This is a genomic window from Halorubrum sp. (assembly GCF_046498025.1).
Lineage (GTDB): Archaea > Halobacteriota > Halobacteria > Halobacteriales > Haloferacaceae > Halorubrum.
In genome coordinates, this window is sequence record NZ_JAWOBM010000036.1 from 20797 (window position 1) to 40649 (window position 19853).

Consider the following 19853-nt stretch of genomic DNA (forward strand, 5'->3'; position numbering starts at 1 on the left):
TAGCGGGTTTCACGCTCCTCACAGTTTCGACGCCCCGTCCCGAGAGCGCAGACGACGACCGCCGTCGTCACCGGCTGAGGTCGGACGCCGGCCGAACCGGTCGCTGTCCGCCGCCGCCGGAACTAAGAGCGTGATTTCGGTACCGGCGTCTGTCACGTCGACGTCGACCTCGCCGCCGAGAGTCGAGACCAGCATCCGAATCAGCCAGACCCCGAGCCCCGACCCGTGTCGCAACGGCGTCTCCTCGCCGGTGGCTAACACCGCGCGCTCGACGTCCGGCATCCCCGGCCCGTCGTCGGCCACGACGATCCGAAGCCAGCCCTCGCCCGCCCGTTCCACGGAGACGTCGACGTGCGGGTCCGCTCGGTCCCCCGCGAGCACCGCGTTCTTCATCACCTCGGTAAGCGGCTGTTCGAGCCACCGCGAGACGGCCCAGTCCGGAGCGTCTATCGAGACGGCGGTCGTCGCGTCCGGATGGTCACCGTGTGCCGCCGTCACCGCCGTCTCGGTGACCTCACGGACGTCGACGGTCGACTCGTCGCGTGGTATCTCCCGTATCGCTCGGTCGATCACCCGCATTTTCTCCGTGATCCGCTCCCAGCTATCGAATATCCGCGTGAGTCGACGGAGGTGGTCCTGACGGCGGTCGGCGTCCGACTCCTCGGCGAGGATCGTCGTCCACCCCACGAGCTTGTTTAGATCGTTCCGGAAGTTGTGTCGCACGACCCGCTGGAGGACCTGTAAGTGCTGCCGCTGTTGCGTCCTCACGGTGACGTCGTTCCCCTCCACCGCGATCAGCGCGATATCCTCGTCGGCGTTACGAATCGGCCTGAAAGACACTTCGATGCGTGCGAGACCGTCTCGACCCTGTAGCTCAGCTTCGCTCTCCACGAATGTCCCGTCCGCCGCGCGGCCGACCGCCTCGCCGACCGTGAGGCCGCGGTCCGCGTCGAGGCTCAGCCACGGGAACTCGTCGATCCGTTCGCCGACCATCGCCGAGCGATCGACGCCGATGCGCGCGATTAACGCGTCGTTCACGTCAGTCACGGTCCCGTCAGGGCGGATCAACGCGGTGAACTGATACGGGCTGTTGAACATCGCCTCCAGTCGTCTGACGTACTTCTCGCGTTCGGAGATATCGACGAACAGCACGTCGGTTCCGACGACCGCGCCGTCGACGGTGCGCGGAATCGCCCGCAGCAGACACGGGACCGTGTCGCCGTCCGTCGTCACGAGCGTGCGTTCTGCGACGGTGAGTTCGCCGCTGAGCGCGCGCTCGTAGCCGTCCGATCGGAGCGAATCGGTCGAGTCATCGGTATAAAAACGAGTGAGCGGCTGCCCGACCACCGCTTCGCGCTCGTATCCCAGCGCCGCTGAAAACGACCGGTCGCAGGCTTCGACGACCGCTTCGCCGTCGACGGCACGGGTTTGAACGAACAGCAGCGGCCCCCGATCGAACAGTCTCGACGCCCATCTCACACGCTCGGAGCGGTCCGTCGCGTCTCGTCCCATCGCCAGCACCCGGGCGGGGCCGTCGCCGGCATCGCTCGCCACGGCGTGGATGTCGATCCACGTGACTTCGCCGTCTTCCGTCCTGACTCGAACCGTCTCAGCGGTCGGCTCGCCGGTCTCGATGGGCCGCCGCAAGGCGTCGGTGGAACGCTCGCGGTCCGCCGGATGGACGATCGCTTGCCACTCGTCCATCGTCGTCGGGCTCGTTCCGACTATTTCGCGTAAGGTGGCGTCCAAGGTGACCGTGTTCGTGGTGAAGTCCCACTCGCCGATCCCCGTCCCCGTCCCGCCGAGGACGAGTTCCAACCGGTTCGTCCGGTCTGTGAGCTCTCTGATCAGCCGTCGTTGCTCGGTGATATCGTGCTGCACGCCGATGTAGTTGGTCACGATCCCGTTCGCGTCTCTGACCGGCATCACGGAGAGTTTCGCCCAGTACGGCTCGCCGTCAGCGGTGTAGTTTCTCACTTCCGTCGTGATCGGCCGCTCGGTGTCGATCGCCGTCCGTATCCGATTCGTCGTCTCCGGATCCGACCCGGGTCCCTGGAGGAACCGCGGGTTTCGCCCGAGGGCGTCGGAGCGGTCGTATCCGGTTAGCCGCACGAACTCCTCGTTCACGTACACCAACGGGTTCCCCGGTCGAGTCGGGTCCGTGATCTGGATGCTGGCTCCCGCCTCGTCGAGCGCCCGCTCTTTTAAGCTCAGTTCGCGTTCCCGCCTCTCGCGATCGGTCACGTCACGCACCGTACAGACCATCCGAGACGGGCCGACCATGGTTAGGGACAGCTCGGCGGGAAACGTCGTGCCGTCGGGACGGTTCCCCGTGACTCGGCCCTGCCAGCGGCCGTCGCGTTCGAGCGCGTCGAACGCGTCGCCTTCGATCCGCGCCGCTTCGTCGGCAGCATATAGCTCTCGCCAACTGCGGCCGAGCAGTTGCTGTTTGCCGTCGAACCCGTACATGTCGGCGTGCGTCTGGTCGACGTAAACGAACGCCTCGTCGTCGAGGACGGCGATGCCGTCGGCAGCGTCCTCGATGGCCTGTCGAAATGCGCCGAGTCGGATTCCGGAGGCCGTCTCGCTCGACCGGGCGGAGTCGCTTCGAGAGTTGATCCGGTCGAGTGCCGCGGCGAGCGCGACTCCGGCCCGCTCGAGGACATCGCGAACGGCCGACGCGTCCGACGCGGTCGCGCCGTCGTCGCTCCACCCCGCCGACAGCACACGCTCGGAATCGATCGGAACGAACAGCTCCTCACGCGGCAGCCAGTGTTTGCCGTCCAGTCCGGTCGGTCCCGCCACCCCCCCCGTCTGGATCGGCGTCTCTGCGGTAAGACATCGCCTACTAAGCGTCACGCCCGGCGAGGGGACCCGAACCGACCGGCCCGTACCGCGGTCGGGGACGAACGCCGGTGGGGGCGACCGTTCCGAAGCCCGATCGTCCTCCGCACGGCAATCCCGCCCCGCGGGGGTTCGCCACACGGCCACCGCGGCGTCCTCTATCACGGTCTGCACCGCGGTTATGGTCCGGTCAATCGCGCCCCTCAACGTGTCTTCTCGGTTGAGATGGACGGCGAGGTCGAACAGCGAGGGTGCGGTCGTTACGCTACCGCCGCTCATTGGGTCGTGTCGCCGGTGTCTCGGTCGGAAGAGATTGCGACGCCATGTCTTCGAGCGACGTTTGCAGGGCCCAGAGCCGCTCCACTACTGCCCAGAGCGGATCGACGAGGTCGTCGTTCGACGTGGAACTGGCGGCGGTCCAGATGTGTTCTTCGGCCTCAGCGAGGGCCGTCGCCGCCACGTTGAGGGCCGCCTCGGTCGACCGCTGTGCGCGTGCGTCGGCAGAGAGCCCGCGGGGCGTCGGGGGCGCGCGGAACTCGTCGGCATCGACGACTTCGATCCACCCGTCGTGCGTCAGTGTCACGAACACGTCGTCGTATCGAAAGGTGAGGGTCCCTTCCTCGATGCGCGTCGTCGAACTGCCCGAATCACCGAACAGCATGCAGATCGCATCGCCGTCGATATACCGATTGAGACATCGAAGCTCCTCCGCGTCCGTGTGTGTGAATTCCGAGACGGCATCGAGCACCGCGTCGAGCGTCGACAACCTGCTCGTCTGATCGAACCGGGTAACTAGGGTGTCAGAATCCATAGCGGGTACACTCACTGAGTTATCAATTCTTGTTTCACGGACTGATTCGGCTCTCACGACCCATACCGTATATGTCCGTGACTGTCGATCCTTATCGGATGTCCGTCCGTACACGTCACGGCACGGCCGTAACCGTGGATATCGAATTGGCGTTAGACTGACAGACCAGAAACGGAAACCTGTGTGGCTCGGTGCCCCCCCGCGAGCCACACAGTACTCCCCTGACATCATCTCCGACTCGGCAACGGTGTCGACGTAACGGAAGCGCCGACAGGTACGCAATCGCAGGTAGCAGTAAAGTCGGTTTGGCGGAACACTCCGGTATCGAACAGGCCCACCGGACAGTTGGGGTGAGAAGATCGGAGGGCGTGTCACCCCCGATACCGGTAGCCGCCGTCGGTGTCGACGCGGGTCCAGAGGTTGTCTCGCAAAATCACGAGTCGTCCGCCCGACGCGGCCGTTCGGTACCGCACAGGTTGACGGCTCTCAGTGTCTCCCGCTTCTCGGCCTGTGCTACAGTCGCTGTCTCGGGCTACCGAGCTCGTGTCGGCGATTCACTTCCGTTTGCGCCGCGGCCGATATCGGCCTACTGGCCGAACTCGTCGCGCGAATGTCCGTTGCCTACACCGCCTCTGCGGCGGCGTTCATCGGATTTCCCGCTGCAGACTCCGCTTTTCAATCGCCGCCTCAACGACGCCGTCGTCGCTCGGGTGCTGTCGTAGCCCGACGCGGAAGCGGCGCGATCGAACTGACCGAGCGCATCCCTGTTCCCGTCTGACGACGAAGCCGTCGGAAGCGCTCGTCCAACCGAAAGCGACGACCCTCCCCGCCAGGTTTCTGTATAGCGTTATGCGATTTATCTGTTCCGTCTCAGACGAATACTATCGGATTCGAACGGTCACGTTTTCGACGAAACTCCGGAATCGTTACCACGCGCGCCACCGCACGACCGGCATGGCCGACTCCGACTGGGGCGACTGGCTGCCGCGCGCGGTCGCGGACGCCGACCCCGACACGGTGGCGCTGTGGTACCTGGGCTGTAACGGCTTCGCGCTCAAGGGGAGCGAGGGCACCGTCCTCTGGATCGACCCGTACGTGGGCACGGGCGACCCGCCCCGCACGATCAGGATGGTCCCGGTCCCCTTCGACCCGGACGACGTCGATGTCGCGGACGCGGTGCTCGCGACCCACGAGCACACCGACCACGTCCACGGCCCCTCGCAGGCGCCGATTCTCGCGAACACCGACGCCGACCTGATCGCCCCGGACGACTCGCTCGCGGTCGCACGCGAGGAGGAACGCTGGACGGAGCGGTGGGACGTCGACGAGGGGGCGTTCACCGAGGTGACCGAGGGCGACGAGCTGAGGATCGGCGAGTTCACGGTTCACGTCAGGGAAACGCACGACCCGGACGCCACGCACCCGGTCGGCTACGTGATCGAACACGACGCCGGCACCGTGTTCCACGCCGGGGACAGCAAGCCCTCGGCGTCGTTCCCGGACCTCGCCGACGAGTTCGACGTCGATCTCGGGATCCTCGCGTTCGGCTCGGTGGGGGCGGTCCCTAGCAAGGAGACGGGCGAGCCCGTCCGCACGAAGTGGTACAGCGACGAGAACGAGATTGCGAAGGCGGCGAACGACCTCGAACTCGACCGCCTCGTCCCGACGCACTGGGACATGTGGAAGGGGCTGACCGCGGATCCGACCGCGCTCCACGAACACGTGCGGAGCTTCGAACACCCGAACCGGTTGGAGATCGTCGAGATCGGCGACCGGATCGAGCTGTAGCGGCGATTCGCTCGCGGACGCATTGAGACGGTCACGGCCGCGCTTCCGGCGTCTCGGTCGTTATCAACGCCGAAACCCGGCCCGTGGACTTTAAGCCCCTGCTCCGGAAGGGTCTCGGTATGAGCGAACGGACGGCAGAAGCGGCGACGACCGTCGACGAGGACGGTATTCGCGTCGAGAAATCCTTCACCGACGACGCGTTCCCCGTGCCCGCGGTGACCTACGAGCTCTCCTCGACCCGCGAGGACCCCGTGCGCGTGCGCATCGTGGACCGCATTCCGGAGTCGTTCCCGATGGACCGCATCGGGTTCCACCCGGAGTACGAGAGCGGGAACTGGACCGCGTACAAGGACCACCGCGTCGAGTTCGAACGCGTCCTCGACCCGGGCGACGCGATCGAGACGGTGTTCGGTATCCGCGACGACGACCCCGACCTCGACGGGTTCCTCGGCACGCCGGTCATCGAACACGTCCCGGTCGGCGAGGAGATCGAGGACGTGCTGGGGGCCGGCGACGCCGACGCCGTCAGGGAGGTCCTCTCCGGCGACCGCGCCACGCTGCCCGGCATAGAGGAACCGACCGCCGACGCGGCCGAAAGAGGGGCGTCCGAGTCGGACTCGGGTGAGGGGCTCGAGACCGACGCTGAAGGGGTCGCCGAGGCGGAGGACCCAAACGACGCGGACGACGGGTCGGCCGCCCCCGAGCCGCGAACCGTCTCTTCGGGCGGTACCGCGGCGGTCACGGTCCGCGACGACGAGCCCGAGGAGGCGACCGAATCGGAGCCGTCGCCCGGGGACAGCGGGGCGACCGAACCGGACGAAGAGTCCCCCGAGCGCGTCGAATCAGTCGCCCTCGCCGCCCCCGACGCGTCGTCCGAAAGCGGCCTCGCCGCCGCCCTGGCGGCCGAGATCCGCGCCGGCGAGGTGGCGGACGAGGACCTCGAGACCATCGGCGCGGAGCTCGACGTCAGCGTGCCCCGGAGCGTCGACGTCCGCATCGCTCGCCTCCAGTCGAGCGTCGCCGACATCGAGGCGTACGCAGACGCGCTCGCGGAGTTCATCGACGGCGAGGGAACGGCGCGGGAGATACTCGACGAGCTGGACCGGAAGGTAGCGGCCGTCGAGACCGAGATGGACGCGCTCGACGTCAGGGTCGACGCGGCCGACGCGGACCGCGACGACCTCCGCGAGACGGTCTCGCGGGTCGACGACTCCGTCGGCGACGTGGAAGCGAGGCTCGAGGACGTCACGGGAGACGTGTCGCGGATCGACGAGGAGACGGAGGCGCTCGACGAGGGGCTCGACGACGTCGGCGACGACGTCGAGACCCTGTACGAGGAAGTCGACGCCGCCGCCGCCGCGGCCGAGTCGACGGCGGACCGCGTCGACGACGTGGAGTCCCGGATGGGGCGCTTCGACGAGGAGTTCGACGACCTGTGGGACGACCTCGCGGAGGTCGACACCCGGTTGACGTCGATCGAGGACCGGCTCGGGGAGGACCTCGACGACGTCCAAGCCGAGATCGACGACATCAACGACCACCTCGAAGAGCTCGAGGCGTTCCGCAAGCGGCTCAACGAGGCGTTCGGGCCGTAAGCCCGTCGGTTCGCAGCGTCGTTCTCGTTGACCCTTCTCCTCAAAAGGCGTTCGGCGGTCTCCGCCGTCCGAAAGCGCAACCCGTTTTAGCCGCGGTGTCCCACCTCGGACAATGAGCGAACCGGTACCGGTCGCCGTCCCGCGGAAGGGCCGTCCCTTGGAGGCGGTCCTCGAACGGATCGCGGCCGTCGGTCGCGACGACCGGCTGGACGGCCTCGCGGACAGCGTGAGCAACACGCTCCGCTACGAGAAGGCGATCACCAAGGACCGCGTCGACGCCGACGAGGGTCCCTACCAGCGACTGGCCGAGTACTCCGATCCGACCGTCCCGACCCGACCGGAGTTCACGCTGTTGCGCGACGACCGCGACGGGAAGCCGCGCCGGATCGTCTTCGATGCCGCGACGGTCGATCTCGGAGACGTCAGGCTGAAGCTCGTCGGCCGCGAGGAGCCGTTCCGCGCCCTCCGGACCCACGAGTTCGCGCTCGGGTTCGACTCGGCGGACCTGGTCTTGGAGGAGGTCGTGGGGATCCGGGCCGAGGGCCTCGGCGAGATCGCCGACATCAACGAGCGGATCGACCCCGTCGACACCGACGTTCGCGTCGTCAACGGCCTCGGAGACACCGTCTACCACACCCTGATGGGGCGTCCGGAGCGGCTCCACCCGGGGACCGACTTGGGTCGCGAGTTCCTCGTCGACTACGAGGGGCCGCTGTGTATCTCGCCGCGGTACGAGCGGTTGGTCACCGCGGTGCTGGGCACGGAGGCGCTCGACGGGGTGGAGTTCGTCTATCCGACTCCGGACGAGGAGGAGGAGGCGGGCATCGCCCGGGCGGGGCTCGGCGTCTACCTCACCGTCACCGGATCGACCGCCCGCGAACACGGGCTCGTCGTCGGAGAACACCTCTTCCCGAGCGAGACCGTGCTGATGCGGAATTCGGCGGAGCTCGACCCAACGGTCGAACGCGCCATCGCCGCGCTCACCGTCGACGACGCGGCGTCCGAGATCCGAATCTGAGTGCGGCAGTTTTTATAGCGACATACGATTCACACGTCGGGGACCGCACGTGTCGTCTGGGTCCTGCGACCTGCCCAACAGAACCTTGACACTCCCGGGAGCTTCCTCTCGAGAACGTACTCTCGAGAGGGTCCTCGCCCACCGTGAAGACGACGGCGAGGCTCTGTGCGAGCCGCTGTGAGACGGAGACGATGTCTGGCAGAGAGACGTGGGCGCACTCGGCGACAACGACACGCGACTGACCCACACCTCGGCCACATCATGATTCCAAACAAATCAGTCAAGTAGAATATATATCGCGGGACAAATAATGACCGTTGACGGCCGACAATTAATGCTCCGGCGTTCTATTTTTATCTAGTAATCTAAGACCCTTCGCTGAATTATTAGTACTACAAATCTAGATAAAAAGAATATGGCGACGAAAAATGAGTGCCAGAACCCAGTATAAGTGACCTTATCCCGAATTGTGGGATAGTTTGAAGATGCCGGCCGGAGTACGCGGGAACGAACAATGAGCGACGACCGCCGCTCGGTGAAGACGTACGTTCCCGCGGAGCAAAAGGATCGGTGGCAGGCCCACGCCGACGAACTCGGGATGTCACAGAGCGAGTTCGTCAGAACAATGGTACAGGCCGGTCGCCGCGGGTTTTCGACGGCCGATTCCGAGAACCCCGTCGAACCCGATCCGCAGGGGTCTGACCCCCGGGGTGAGAGCCTCGAAACGAGGGTGGAATCTGCGCTCGCCAACGGACCCCTCTCGTGGGAGGAGCTCGCCGAGGACGTGGTCGGCGACTTCGAGGACCGGCTGGAGGACGCGCTCGACGCGCTGCAGGATCGCAACCGCGTTCGGTACAACGGACGGAAAGGCGGGTACACCCTCACCGATGAGTAGCGCGCGAGCACCGGAGGAGATCGAAGACCCGGTCGGCTACTTCATCGAGGACCTCACGTATCACGGCAAGACGGAGCGCACCCGCGAGTCCTACGAACGCGTCCTCAGACAGTTCGAGGCGTTTCTCGACGGGGACGTGACCCCCTCGTCGGCGACGCACCGCGACTGTATGTCCTTCGTGCACTCGCTTCGCGGGGACGTCGCCGACAGCACGGTCGCGACGTACGCCGCCTACCTGCATCGGTTCTACGGCTATATGACCGAGCTGGGTGCCTTCGAGGGCAATCCCATGACGCTCGTGATGGAGGAGATGGACGAGACCGTCGACAAGGACCCGGCTCGACGCGACATCTCCGTCCCGGCCATGCGCGAGTTCGTGGCGGGAATCCGGCACCCGCTCCACCGAGCGCTCGTCGTGACCCTGCTCAAGACCGGCATGCGCGTCGGAGAGTGTTGTAACCTGGATCTCCGGGATCTCGCCGTCGACGACCCCGAGCTTCGGGACGCGTACGCGCTCGGGACCCGCCCCGTCCTCGCGGATCGGCCGAATTCGCTGTACGTGACACCGGACGCGACCGTCGGCGAGACGCTGAACGGGGAGGTCAGGACGGCGTCGAACAAGCGCAAGCGCGGAACGGTGATCCCCGTGGACGACGAGCTGGCCAGGACCCTGAAACGCTGGCTGGCGATCCGTCCGGACAGCCCGTCACCGGCCGATCCGCTGTTCGTCGGTACGGCGGAGGGGTGGGGCGAGCGGCTCGACCCGCAGGCGGTGCGACACGTCATCGAACGGTACGCCCGCGACGCCGGGTGGTACCGAACGGGCGGCGGGGCCGCGGAGAACGTCACGCCCCACTACTTCCGGCACTTCTTCACGACGCACCTCCGCGACCGGACCGGTGACCGCGGCGTGGTAAAGTACCTGCGCGGTGACGTCGCCGACGACGTGATCGACACGTACACCCACAACTGGGGCGACCAGGTCAGGGAGACGTACGAGGCCAACGTGTACCGGCTGCTGAGGTAGTCTCGACCCTCAGGCCCGAATTCCGTCGTTCTACTTCCGACGTGAAGTGCGTCGCATCTCAGACGTATAAATTATACTTCGCTATATAGAATTGGCAGCCGAACGCCCGCTCTCGGCTCGAACGCAGACTTTCGAAAATCACCGACCGCACCGGGGTCTCGCCGTCGGATCGGTCGTTCGGCGGGTCGACCTCCGGCGCGACCCGGTCGAGGAGCCCGGGCAGACCGGCGACCGGGACAGTACCTGAACGTGTTCGGGGTGGGCTCCAAGTCGAGTAAGCCCGTCGTGACGAGGGAGCCTATGTTCGAGGACCTCGACGTGGACCGACGTCCGCTGGTGTTGATCTGGGAGGTGACGCAGGCGTGCGGGCTCGCCTGCCGCCACTGTCGGGCGGACGCGAAGCCGGCGCGACACCCCGACGAGCTGACGACCGCCGAGGGAAAGCGCCTCCTCGACGACGCCGCGGACTTCGGGGACGGGCAACTGGTCGTCCTGTCAGGTGGCGACCCGCTCGCCCGTGAGGACCTCCTCGAGCTGGTGTCACACGGCGACGACCGCGGTCACCGCATGACGATCACGCCCAGCGGGACGGCGTCGCTGACTCCCGACCGCGTCGAGGCCCTCGCCGACGCGGGGGTGAGACGGATGGCGCTCAGCCTGGACGGAGCGACCAGGGAGCGCCACGACCGGTTCCGCGGCGAGGAGAGTTTCGATGACACGCTGACCGCCGCCAACGCGGCCCGTGAGGTCGGACTCCCCCTGCAGGTCAACACCACCGTCTGCGCCGAGACGGTCGACGACCTCCCGGCGATCCGGGACCGCGTCCGAGCGCTCGGCGCGGTGCTCTGGAGCGTCTTCTTCCTCGTGCCCGTCGGCCGCGGTCGGATTCTCGACCCGATCTCGCCGGACCGCGCCGAGGAGGTAATGGAATGGCTTCACGGGTTCGCCGAGGAGGAGCGGTTCGGCGTCAAGACCACGGAGGCCCCGTTTTACCGCCGGGTCGGACTCCAGCGTGACGGCGACGGGGGAGCCCGCCGACGCGGCGGGATAACGGCCGGACGCGGCTTCGCCTTCGTCAGCCACACCGGAGAGACGTACCCCTCCGGGTTCCTCCCGAAGTCCGCGGGCAACGTCCGGGATCGGTCCGTCGTCGATATCTACCGCGACTCGAAGCTGTTCGAGTCGCTTCGGGACCCCGACGGCTTCGCGGGGAAGTGCGGCGCCTGCGAGTTCCGACAGGTCTGCGGCGGGAGCCGCTCTCGGGCGTTCGCGGCGACCGGGGACCCGACGGGCAGCGATCCCCTCTGTCCGTACGTGCCGGAGGGGTACGACGGCGAACTGCCGGCGACGCTGACCGATGGGGAATCCGTCACGCGGGACGTGGCCGACTGAGAGCCAGGGCAGTGAATGCGTCGGACGGGTCGGAAAATCGTACCGCTCCGCGAGGTCGGTGTGGTGGCCGTTTGCGATCTGCTATAACACGTCACCGATCCGCACGGGCTCGCCGTCCAGGTCCGGCTCCTCGGCGACGATCTGTAACACCTCGTGATCGGTGACGTCGCGGAACCCCTTCCCGGTCGCCTCCTCGATCAGGTCCTTCTCCAGTTTGAACTCGGTTCCCTCGTAGACGACGTCGACGCCGTCGTCGGTGAACGTCAGGTCGGTGCTCATAGCTCTCGGAAGGCGGCGATCGGATAAAAGGGGCGTGACACGGCCGCGGCCGGCAGTGGGGGAACCGTCGCTGCGGCGGGAGCGCTTACTCGTCGTCGCCGTCGTCTTTCATCTCCGAGAGGCGCCCGACGAGGTCGTCGGTGGAGGCGACGCCCTCGATGGTGACCTCGCCGTCGTGGTCGTGCTCGTGGACGTTCACGGCGCCGTCGTCGTCCGTGTCGACGTCCTGATTCTGCTGCTCGCTCTCGTCGTACGATCCGAATCCCATACCCGAGTCTCCAGTACCGGACTCAAAAGGGTAGTGACCTGCGGGCGGTACGGGTGGGAGCCACACGCGCGACGCCCGAGGTCGACCCCTGTCGGCCGGGGCGGTCGATTGCGGCACCCATCCGACGCGACGCCCGCCGTCAGACCTCCGTCAGACGCCCCACACGGTTTATAAGCGCGGAGGGAGTTTTCCCGGTGTGTCGCTGCGAGGAGACGGTCCGATAGAGGAGCTCGCGGTCCCGTCCGGGACGACCGTCGAGGAGCACGACCTCGTCGTCGACGGCGACGTGCTCGTCGGCGGCCAGTCGACGGTGGAGTTCGGGCTCCGCGGCCGCAACGTCGCCATCGGCGAGCGCGTGCGCGTCGGGAACGACATCGAGGCCGAGGGCGACTGCCGGCTCGACACGTGGGGGACCGTCGACGGCAACGTCCTGGTCGGCGAGGACGCGTACCTCGGCGAGCGGGTGACCGTCACCGGTCGCCTGATGGTCTCCGGCGACCTCGACATCGGCGACGACGTGTCGATCGAGGAGGGGTTCGAGGCGAACGGGTGGATCGTCATCCGGAACCCCGTTCCCACCATCGTCTTCTACTTCATCGTCCTCTCGCAGCTCCTGCGGGTCGGCGAGACCGACGCGGCCGACGAGCTCGCGGAGGCCCTCGCCGACGGCGACGACGTGCGGGACCCCCTCTTGATCCCGCGCGGCGCCGAGATATCCGACGACGCGTGGCGCGTCTCGACGCCCGCGACCGTCGGCGACGACTGCCGGATCCACGGCAACCTCCGGGCGGAGTCCGTCCGCGTCGGCGAGCGAAACGAGGTGTTCGGCTCCCTCCGCGCCCGCGAGGGCGTGACCGTCGGCGCCGGCACGGTGATCCACGGCGACGTCACCACCCGCGGCGGGACGGTCACCATCGAGGCCGGCGCCCGGGTGCTCGGCGACGTCTCCGCCGGAGACCTCGTCGTCCACGACGGCGCGGAGATCGACGGCTCCCTCCGCGCCCGCGGCGAGATGAAGCTGGTGCAGGAAGCGGACCCCGAGACCGGCGACGAGGCGGAGGCGGAGACGGAGGAATCGACCGACGCCGAACCGACGACCCGAGGCGACGACGCTGATGGAGGCGGCGAAGTCGGCGAGGAGGACGAAGTCGGCGAGGAGGACGAAGTCGGCGAGGAGGGCGAAGTCGGCGAGGAAGGCGACGGCGAGGAGGAAGGCGACGGCGAGGAGGAAGGCGACGGCGAGGAGGGCGAAGTCGGCGAGGAAGGCGACGGCGAGGAGGGCGAAGTCGGCGAGGAAGGCGACGGCGAGGAGGGCGAAAAAGAGGACGACGCCGAAGAGGACGAGGGAGAGGACGGCGCAGAGGAAGAGAGCGATGCCAAAGAGGACGCGGAAGAAGACGAGGACGCCCGGACTGACGAGCAAACGGACGACGAGGAGGCCGGACGGGTGCCGACCGACGACGGATCGGTGAGCGTCGAGGAGTCGGCAGACGAACTGCCGGTGAGAGACGCCGAGACGGTCGCCGGTGACGGGTCGGGAGAGAGCGAGGGAAGCGATCCGAGTCCCGACGAGAATGCGGACGAATCGGGCTCCGAGACGGAGGAGGCGTCCGTCGATCCCGACGCGGAAGCGACGTAGCCGGTGCCCGTCGGTCGATTTCGATCGCTTTTATATATCGGCGGCCGCGCCGACGAACACGTCCTCGTGGAGGCGTTCGCAGACGACGTCAGCGAGCGTCCGGAGGTTCTCGGTGTCCTCGCGGTTGTACGAGACGAGGGTGTCGAGCGCGTCCGCGTCGCCGCGCTCGTACTCGCGCCACAGCCGAACGGCGTCCCGGCCTGACAGGTCGGGGCGGTCGCGGTCGATACCGATCCGCTTTTCGATCGACTTCAGGCCTCCCGAGAGCCCCGTCCGCTTGCAGGGGTACATGAGGTCGAGGTGGGGCGTGTCGACGTCGATCCCGAAGGATGTCTCCAGGAACGGCACGTCGAACCGCGCGCCGTTGAACGTCGCGAGCAGGCTGGCGTCGGCGAACTGCTCGCGGAGCCGATCGGCGGTGAGGCCGTCGCCGGCGACGAGCGTCGTCGTCTCGCCGTCCCGGTGGAAGCTCACGGTCGTGACGCGGTCGCGGTGCTCGTCCAGCCCGGTCGTCTCGATGTCGAAGAAACAGGTCTCCTCCCGGAAGTTCTCGTAGAGCCGCCAGCGCTCCCCGCCCGGGAACGCGCGGTCGAAGTAGGTCGCGTCGCCGTCGTCGAGACGCGTCAGCGCCTCGGCGATGAACGACTCGATCCGGTCGGCGGTGGTCGGGCCGACGCCCGCGACGTCGGCGGCGGGGTCGAACGCCTCCCACGTGGTGACGCCCTCGCGCCACAGGCGGCGCTCCGTCGTCTCGCCGACGCCCTCGACCGGGATGAAGCTGTTCTCGATGCGCATACCGGACCGCGGCGGCGAGCGGGCAAAAACCCGACGGGATCCGGCGGCCGCGGAGGCGGGCGGCACCGACCTCCCCTCCGAGCCGTATTTAAGTGTCGCCGGACCCAAGCGTCGACACCAATGTGCGGCCGCTACACGCTCTTCACTCCCGCCGCCGACCTCGAGGCCCGGTTCGACGCGGACTTCGCCGGGGTCGAGCCCAGCTACAACTGCGCGCCCGGCCAGGACCTCCCGGTGATCGCCGGCGAGGCGCCCGACCGCGCGACCCGGATGGAGTGGGGACTCACCCCATCGTGGGCCGACGAGTCGTTCGGGCTCATCAACGCCCGCGCCGAGACGGTCCGCGAGAAGCGGAGCTTCGCCGACGCGTTCGAGCGCCGGCGGTGTCTCGTCCCCGCGGACGGCTTCTACGAGTGGGTCGACGGCGGCGGCCCCGACGGGAGCGGCGGCTCCGGGAAGACGCCCTACCGGGTCGCGTTCGAAGACGACCGCCCGTTCGCGATGGCGGGGCTCTACGAGCGGTGGGAGCCGCCCGAACCGGAGACGACCCAGACGGGGCTCGGCGCGTTCGGCGGCGAGTCCGGAGACGAGGGCGAGTCCGACGCCGACGCTGCCGGCCCGGTGGAGACGTTCACCGTCGTCACGACCGAACCGAACGAGCTCGTCGCCGACCTCCATCACCGGATGGCCGTGATCCTGGACCCGGACGAGGAGGGGACGTGGCTCCGCGGCGACCCCGACGAGGCCGCCGCGCTGTTGGACCCGTACCCGGCCGACGAGCTGACGGCGTACCCGGTCTCGACGCGGGTGAACTCCCCCGCCGTCGACGCGCCCGAGCTGATCGAACGGCTCGGGTGAAACGCCCGGCGTCTACTGACGGCGAGGTATCGAACGCGGGGGCGAGTCCGGCGCGACCGGCCTCGACGCGAGCGATCACCCCGCTAACGCGATGTCCAAGTACAGCATGACGACGACGCCCGTCATGAGTCCGAGCGTCGCCACGCGCTCGTGGCCGCTCCTGTGGGTCTCGGGGATGATCTCGTCCGAGATGACGAACAGCATCGCCCCCGCGGCGAACCCCATCGCGTACGGTAAGAGGGGCTCGACCGTCGCGACGGCGACGGCCCCCAGCACCGCGAGCGGGATCTCGACGACCCCGGCCCGGATCCCGGCGACCGCGGCGTACAGCCGACGGTCGAGGCCGGCGTTTATCGCTGCCACGGAGACGGCCAGTCCCTCGGGGATATTCTGGAGCCCGATCGCGAGCATCAGCGACAGCGCGCTCCCGAGCTGTGCCGGGTCGCCCCCGGCCGCACCGAACCCGACGCCGACGGCCAACCCTTCGGGCATGTTGTGCAGCGTGATGGCCAGGATGAACAGGACGACCCCGGTCAACCGCTCGTCAGTGACCGGGAGGGTCTCGTTCGGTCTCCCCGCGTCGGTCCGACGGGAGCCGGTCAGAAGGTAGTGCGCGTGGGGAACCAGCGCGTCCGCGCGATCGAGAAACAGCGCGCCGAGGACCACGCCGACGAGCGTCGGGATCGGGTTCCCGCCGGAGTACTCCTCGATGCCGGGGATGATGAGGCTCGTGAACGCCGCCGCGAGCATCACGCCGGCCGCGAATCCGAGCATCCCGTTGAGGGCTCGCTCGGACGGGTTTCGCCAGACGAGGACGAGCGACGCGCCGACGAGATTCAGCAGGGAGATGACGACGCCGCCGACGAGCGCCTGTATCACTGGGGACGTCCCGGCGACTCGGACGAACGCCGCAGTGATCTCGGACGCCATCGTCTACAGGTGAACTCTCCCGGTTTTATAAGTATGCACCGAGGCCCGGACGGCGCTCAGCGGGCCACGAGGTCGACGACCGTCTGATCGTCGACGACGACGTTGTACGCGCGTTCGTCGTCGTTCCAGAGCACGAGCCCGTTCTCGACGAAGACGACCGCGCCGTAGTCCGCCTCCCGGAGGTCCTCGTTGAGGACGGTCTCGCGCGTGCAGACGAGGTAGTGGTCGACCGTCTGCGAGCCGTCGCCGACGCGGTAGAGCGCGTTGTCGCCGGCGCTGAGGTCGTGACTCAGCTTCACGGCGAGGTAGTTCACGCGGTCGGTGACGTGGTCCTCGGAGTTCGCCATCCGCGCGCAGCGGTCGTCGCTCGCCCGGACGTCCACGCGTCGTCGCCCGTCCGTCCGGAGGATCGCGTACGCGAACTGGACGTCGACGTTCACGAACTCTCCCGGCTCGTCGGTCGTGCCGCGCTCGGTCGCCTCGTCGAGCCGCCGCTGGAACGCGGGGACGTCGAGATCGGCGGCGACGTCGAACGACCAGCCGCCGTCCGAGGGCGTCGCGTCCGGCCAGAGCCGGAGCGTGGGCGAGTACGTCTCGACGCCCGTCTCCGGGGTCGCGACCGCGCGCTCGACCTCGCGGAGCCCCATCGCCGTGTTGCGGTCGGCGGGCGCGAAGGCGACGACGCTCCCGTCGTCGGCGAGGCGGTCGAGCGCGGCCTCGACGACCGCGACCGGGTCCGCGAGCTCCGAGAGGACGTTGCCGAAGACGACCAGATCGAACGGACTGTCCAGCGCGTCCGAACCGGTGGCGGGCGCCGCGTCCGAGCCGGCGTCCGCTCGCGCCGATTCGCCGTCGACCCCGAGGAACGACTCCGCGGTGGTCTCGTGGACCGTCGACCGGAAGTTGCGGCCGGTCTCGTCGAGCAGCCGGTCGAGCACGTCGGCCGCGGCGCTCGGCTCGACGGCGTGGTAGTCGACGACGGCGTCGCCCGGGAGGTAGTCGTAAAGCCCGAGCGCGGGCCCGCCGACGCCCGCGCCCACGTCGAGGACGCGGAGCGTCCGGTCGAGCAGTCCGTTCTCGACGAGGTCGTCGAGGACGTACCCGATCGTCGCGTAGTACGCCGGGAGGTGGTAGACCGCGTACCCGAGCGCCGCCACGCGGTCGTACTCCACGTCGTTCTCGTAGAGGTAGTCGGTCTTCAGCCGTCGGACCGCCTCGCGCAGCCGCTCGCCGGAGTCGCCGCGGTGCCAGTTCGCGCCGAACTCCGCGACGAGGGTGTCCTCCACGGCAAACGAGTAGGCGTCGGGGAACGCGGTCGGCGCCCACCTCGGGTCGGGGATCGGGCCCTCCGGGACGGGCTCGAAGGCCCCGTCGTCGCGCTCGCGCAGCCGGAGGTCGAACGCCTCCTCGCGGAGCGTCTCGCGGACGACCGCCGGGTGGGGCGTCCCCTCGATGTACTCCGCGATCTCCTCGGGGTCGATCGGCCTGACGTTGCGCAGGTAGTTGGCGTTGTTCCGGACCGCGTCTCTGTCTATCATGAAATCACTGTGGTCGTCGTCGGGCGGCTCACTCGTGTCGGTCCCGGCCCTCGCGGTCGCCGCGGGCCGCCTCGTACAGGTCCGCGAACGCCTCCGGGTCGGCGTCGGCGATCTCCCGGGCCGCGTCGGCCACGTCGTCGGCGCCGTCGAAGGCGCGCTGGATCTCGGCGTACACCGCCGGCGCGCCCTCGGTGACGGTGTCGGCGACCTCCGACAGCGCGGCCGAGACCGGCGTGTGGAACTCCTCGCGCACGTCGTCGCCGGCGAGCCGCCACGCGAGCACCGCGGCGTGCGCGCCGGCCTGCACCGTCTCCATCGCCCGGTCGTGCTCGGCCGGCGTGGTCTCGAACACCTCGTTGCCGCCGGCCTCGATCGCGGCCGCGATCCCCTCGACGACCGGCCCGCTCTCGTCGACCACGCAGGCGACGTTGCCGGGGACGCGCGGCGGCGCGAACAGGGGGTGGAAGCTCGCGCGCTCGAGCCCCGACGCGTGTTCGCGCATCGCCGCGACCGCCTCCGTCATCTCGCCGGAGACGTCCAAGATCGCCCGCTCGGCGCGGGGCGCGTACGCCTCGACGGCCGCGGGGACCGCCGACATCGGGACCGCGAGACACACCGCGTCGTGAGTCGTGTCGCCGTCGGCCGGGACCGCCGTCGCGTCCCGAGAGCCGGCGGCGTCGCGGGCGACCGCCGGCTCGCGGTCAGCGAACGCGACCGTCGCGTCCACCGGCGACTCGTCTGCCGACACCGTGTCGGCGATCCACCGGCCGATCTCGCCCGCGCCCACGACGAGTAGCTCCATCGGTTGCCCGAACGGAGGGCGCGCGTGGCTTAAAAAGGCTCGACTCGGCGACCTACTCCGAGGTCGACCGCTCGGTGCCGCCGCGGAGCCCGAGGAAGCCCTCCCCGGGCGCGATCGCCCGCACGGCCGGGAACAGCGCCAGCGCGATCGCGAGCTCCAGCCCGCCGACCGCGAGGAACGCCGGGGCGTAGCCGAACGCCCCGGTCGCGCCCCCGCCGACGAGGAAGCCGGCGAGGAAGCCGAGCGAGCCGAACACGTTGAACAGCCCCATCGCCGCGCCCCGGGCCTCGGGCTCGACGAGGTCGGTGACCAGCGCCATCGTCGCCGGCGCCATCAGCGCGCCGCAGACCCCGACGAGGACCATCAGGCCGGCCGCGACGGGATACGTCGGGGCGACGCCGACGCCGACCGTGACGACCCCGTACGCGAGCGAGCCGACCACGACCGGGAGGAAGCGACCGACCCGATCCGAGAGCGACCCGAACGGCGACTGGAGCAGCGCGAACGGAACGAAGAAGAGCGCGAGCGTCGCCCCCGCGCCGGCGGCCGAGAGCCCGAAGGTCTCGGGGTCCTGGAAGTAGTACACGCCGACGAGCGCGAAGAAGCCGGCGGTGAGCCGGTCGACGAACCCGAACGCCAGCGGGACGACGAGGCCCCGAGTCGTCCGCGCTCGAGCGAGCACGTCGCGGAAGCCGGTCTCGCTCGCCCCCGCGGCGCCGGCGTCCCCGGTTCCCTTCCCGCGCCCCACCGCCCGGTCGTCGACGGTCGCCGCGAGCAGGCCCGCGCCCGCGAGCACCGCCGCGCCGGCGTACACCGGATAGAAGGGGTCGAGGTCGGCGAGCGCGCCGCCGACCACGGAGCCGAGCGCCGCGCCCAGCCCGATCGCCGTCCCGGCGGCGCCCATGTTGCGGCCGTTGCCGCCGCCGAGGTCCATCAGCGACGTGATCGCGAGCGAGAACGCCCCGATCGTGAGCGCGCCGCCGACGACGCGGACCGCGAGCGCCGCCCGGAAGCCGAGGCCGAGTTCCGGGACGGCCGCGAGCGCGACGTAGGAGGCCGCCCCGCCGAGCGCCCCGGCGACGATCAGGGGGACCCGCCTGCCGAGGGCGTCGCTGGCGGCGCCCCAGACGACGGCGAAGGAGACGAACGCGCCGAACTCCGCGACGAGGAACCACATCCCGGCGTCGATGCCGGCGGGCGCGCCGAGCGCGACCACGAGCGCCGGCACCCCCGGGTACAAGAGGACCTGCGAGATCAGCACCGCGAGCACGACGGCGCCGAGCAGCCGTCGCTCCCTGCGGTCGTCGTCGCTCATTTGGGTATAAAACGGGTCGAACGGGCAAAAGACCGACGCTCCGCGGAGGAGGGGCGGGG

General features: G+C 68.9%; 17 protein-coding genes. 8 read left to right on the top strand and 9 right to left on the bottom strand.

From position 1 onward, the window contains the following. Positions 1-18 precede the first annotated feature (18 nt). Both R6U01_RS07635 and R6U01_RS07640 read right to left on the bottom strand, forming a co-directional pair. On the bottom strand, positions 19-2805 hold the full coding sequence (locus R6U01_RS07635) for a PAS domain S-box protein (RefSeq protein WP_410285868.1): 2787 nt from the start codon (positions 2803-2805) through the stop codon (positions 19-21). A 304-nt stretch (positions 2806-3109) separates the two neighbouring features. Continuing rightward, positions 3110-3610: a HalOD1 output domain-containing protein gene (locus tag R6U01_RS07640; protein ID WP_410285869.1), complete on the bottom strand. Its 501-nt coding sequence runs from the start codon at positions 3608-3610 to the stop codon at positions 3110-3112. A gap of 999 nt (positions 3611-4609) precedes the next feature. Here R6U01_RS07640 and R6U01_RS07645 point away from each other — a divergent pair. The 6 genes from R6U01_RS07645 (at position 4610) to R6U01_RS07670 (ending at position 11370) form a co-directional block, all read left to right on the top strand. Further along, positions 4610-5443, top strand: coding sequence for an MBL fold metallo-hydrolase (locus R6U01_RS07645; protein WP_410285870.1), 834 nt, complete (start codon positions 4610-4612; stop codon positions 5441-5443). A gap of 119 nt (positions 5444-5562) precedes the next feature. Then, positions 5563-7038 (top strand): hypothetical protein, encoded by a 1476-nt coding sequence (locus R6U01_RS07650; RefSeq protein WP_410285871.1) that lies wholly within the window; start codon positions 5563-5565, stop codon positions 7036-7038. A 112-nt stretch (positions 7039-7150) separates the two neighbouring features. Further along, positions 7151-8056: a hypothetical protein gene (locus tag R6U01_RS07655; RefSeq protein WP_410285872.1), complete on the top strand. Its 906-nt coding sequence runs from the start codon at positions 7151-7153 to the stop codon at positions 8054-8056. Positions 8057-8570: 514 nt separating this feature from the next. Beyond that, positions 8571-8951 carry a DUF5805 domain-containing protein gene (locus R6U01_RS07660; RefSeq protein ID WP_410285873.1) on the top strand — a complete coding sequence of 127 codons (381 nt, stop codon included), beginning with the start codon at positions 8571-8573 and terminating at the stop codon, positions 8949-8951. Further along, positions 8944-9978 carry a tyrosine-type recombinase/integrase gene (locus R6U01_RS07665; protein WP_410285874.1) on the top strand — a complete coding sequence of 345 codons (1035 nt, stop codon included), beginning with the start codon at positions 8944-8946 and terminating at the stop codon, positions 9976-9978. Before R6U01_RS07660 ends, R6U01_RS07665 begins: the two co-directional genes overlap by 8 nt. Positions 9979-10278: 300 nt before the next feature. Further along, on the top strand, positions 10279-11370 hold the full coding sequence (locus R6U01_RS07670) for a radical SAM protein (protein WP_410285875.1): 1092 nt from the start codon (positions 10279-10281) through the stop codon (positions 11368-11370). Between the two features lie 81 nt (positions 11371-11451). Here the strand turns inward: R6U01_RS07670 and R6U01_RS07675 are convergent, their stop codons facing one another. Continuing rightward, on the bottom strand, positions 11452-11649 hold the full coding sequence (locus R6U01_RS07675) for a DUF5800 family protein (RefSeq protein WP_410285876.1): 198 nt from the start codon (positions 11647-11649) through the stop codon (positions 11452-11454). Positions 11650-11734: 85 nt separating this feature from the next. Beyond that, a complete protein-coding gene (locus R6U01_RS07680) occupies positions 11735-11917 on the bottom strand; it encodes a DUF5786 family protein (protein WP_410285877.1) in 183 nt (60 codons plus the stop codon). Positions 11918-12113: 196 nt separating this feature from the next. Here R6U01_RS07680 and R6U01_RS07685 point away from each other — a divergent pair, with 196 nt between their 5' ends. After that, positions 12114-13556 carry a polymer-forming cytoskeletal protein gene (locus tag R6U01_RS07685; protein ID WP_410285878.1) on the top strand — a complete coding sequence of 481 codons (1443 nt, stop codon included), beginning with the start codon at positions 12114-12116 and terminating at the stop codon, positions 13554-13556. A gap of 30 nt (positions 13557-13586) precedes the next feature. Here R6U01_RS07685 and R6U01_RS07690 read toward each other — a convergent pair whose 3' ends face one another. Then, on the bottom strand, positions 13587-14351 hold the full coding sequence (locus R6U01_RS07690) for a ribonuclease H-like domain-containing protein (protein ID WP_410285879.1): 765 nt from the start codon (positions 14349-14351) through the stop codon (positions 13587-13589). A gap of 120 nt (positions 14352-14471) precedes the next feature. On the opposite strand from R6U01_RS07690, the gene R6U01_RS07695 reads away from it, so the two are divergent. Further along, the gene (locus tag R6U01_RS07695) at positions 14472-15209 is read left to right on the top strand and encodes an SOS response-associated peptidase (RefSeq protein ID WP_410285880.1); all 738 of its coding nucleotides are present in this window, start codon (positions 14472-14474) and stop codon (positions 15207-15209) included. Positions 15210-15284: 75 nt separating this feature from the next. On the opposite strand, the gene R6U01_RS07700 is transcribed toward R6U01_RS07695, so the two are convergent. The 4 genes from R6U01_RS07700 to R6U01_RS07715 are packed head-to-tail and all read right to left on the bottom strand — an operon-like array spanning position 15285 to position 19794. Next, positions 15285-16139 carry a ZIP family metal transporter gene (locus tag R6U01_RS07700; protein WP_410285881.1) on the bottom strand — a complete coding sequence of 285 codons (855 nt, stop codon included), beginning with the start codon at positions 16137-16139 and terminating at the stop codon, positions 15285-15287. Positions 16140-16195: 56 nt separating this feature from the next. Further along, positions 16196-17677, bottom strand: a complete 1482-nt coding sequence (locus tag R6U01_RS07705; protein ID WP_410285882.1) for a small ribosomal subunit Rsm22 family protein — start codon at positions 17675-17677, stop codon at positions 16196-16198. Positions 17678-17705: 28 nt separating this feature from the next. Further along, positions 17706-18479 (bottom strand): prephenate dehydrogenase, encoded by a 774-nt coding sequence (locus R6U01_RS07710; protein WP_410285883.1) that lies wholly within the window; start codon positions 18477-18479, stop codon positions 17706-17708. Positions 18480-18531: 52 nt separating this feature from the next. After that, the gene (locus R6U01_RS07715; RefSeq protein WP_410285884.1) at positions 18532-19794 is read right to left on the bottom strand and encodes an MFS transporter; all 1263 of its coding nucleotides are present in this window, start codon (positions 19792-19794) and stop codon (positions 18532-18534) included. Between the last annotated feature and the right edge of the window lie 59 nt (positions 19795-19853).

Excerpts from the sequence above, each read along its gene's own strand:
- R6U01_RS07645 (WP_410285870.1), top strand. The coding sequence starts at position 4,610 with ATGGCCGACTCCGACTGGGGCGACTGGCTGCCGCGCGCGGTCGCGGAC.
- R6U01_RS07650 (WP_410285871.1), top strand. The coding sequence starts at position 5,563 with ATGAGCGAACGGACGGCAGAAGCGGCGACGACCGTCGACGAGGACGGT.
- R6U01_RS07655 (WP_410285872.1), top strand. The coding sequence starts at position 7,151 with ATGAGCGAACCGGTACCGGTCGCCGTCCCGCGGAAGGGCCGTCCCTTG.
- R6U01_RS07660 (WP_410285873.1), top strand. The coding sequence starts at position 8,571 with ATGAGCGACGACCGCCGCTCGGTGAAGACGTACGTTCCCGCGGAGCAA.
- R6U01_RS07665 (WP_410285874.1), top strand. The coding sequence starts at position 8,944 with ATGAGTAGCGCGCGAGCACCGGAGGAGATCGAAGACCCGGTCGGCTAC.
- R6U01_RS07670 (WP_410285875.1), top strand. The coding sequence starts at position 10,279 with ATGTTCGAGGACCTCGACGTGGACCGACGTCCGCTGGTGTTGATCTGG.
- R6U01_RS07675 (WP_410285876.1), bottom strand. The coding sequence starts at position 11,649 with ATGAGCACCGACCTGACGTTCACCGACGACGGCGTCGACGTCGTCTAC.
- R6U01_RS07680 (WP_410285877.1), bottom strand. The coding sequence starts at position 11,917 with ATGGGATTCGGATCGTACGACGAGAGCGAGCAGCAGAATCAGGACGTC.
- R6U01_RS07690 (WP_410285879.1), bottom strand. The coding sequence starts at position 14,351 with ATGCGCATCGAGAACAGCTTCATCCCGGTCGAGGGCGTCGGCGAGACG.
- R6U01_RS07695 (WP_410285880.1), top strand. The coding sequence starts at position 14,472 with ATGTGCGGCCGCTACACGCTCTTCACTCCCGCCGCCGACCTCGAGGCC.
- R6U01_RS07700 (WP_410285881.1), bottom strand. The coding sequence starts at position 16,139 with ATGGCGTCCGAGATCACTGCGGCGTTCGTCCGAGTCGCCGGGACGTCC.
- R6U01_RS07705 (WP_410285882.1), bottom strand. The coding sequence starts at position 17,677 with ATGATAGACAGAGACGCGGTCCGGAACAACGCCAACTACCTGCGCAAC.
- R6U01_RS07710 (WP_410285883.1), bottom strand. The coding sequence starts at position 18,479 with ATGGAGCTACTCGTCGTGGGCGCGGGCGAGATCGGCCGGTGGATCGCC.
- R6U01_RS07715 (WP_410285884.1), bottom strand. The coding sequence starts at position 19,794 with ATGAGCGACGACGACCGCAGGGAGCGACGGCTGCTCGGCGCCGTCGTG.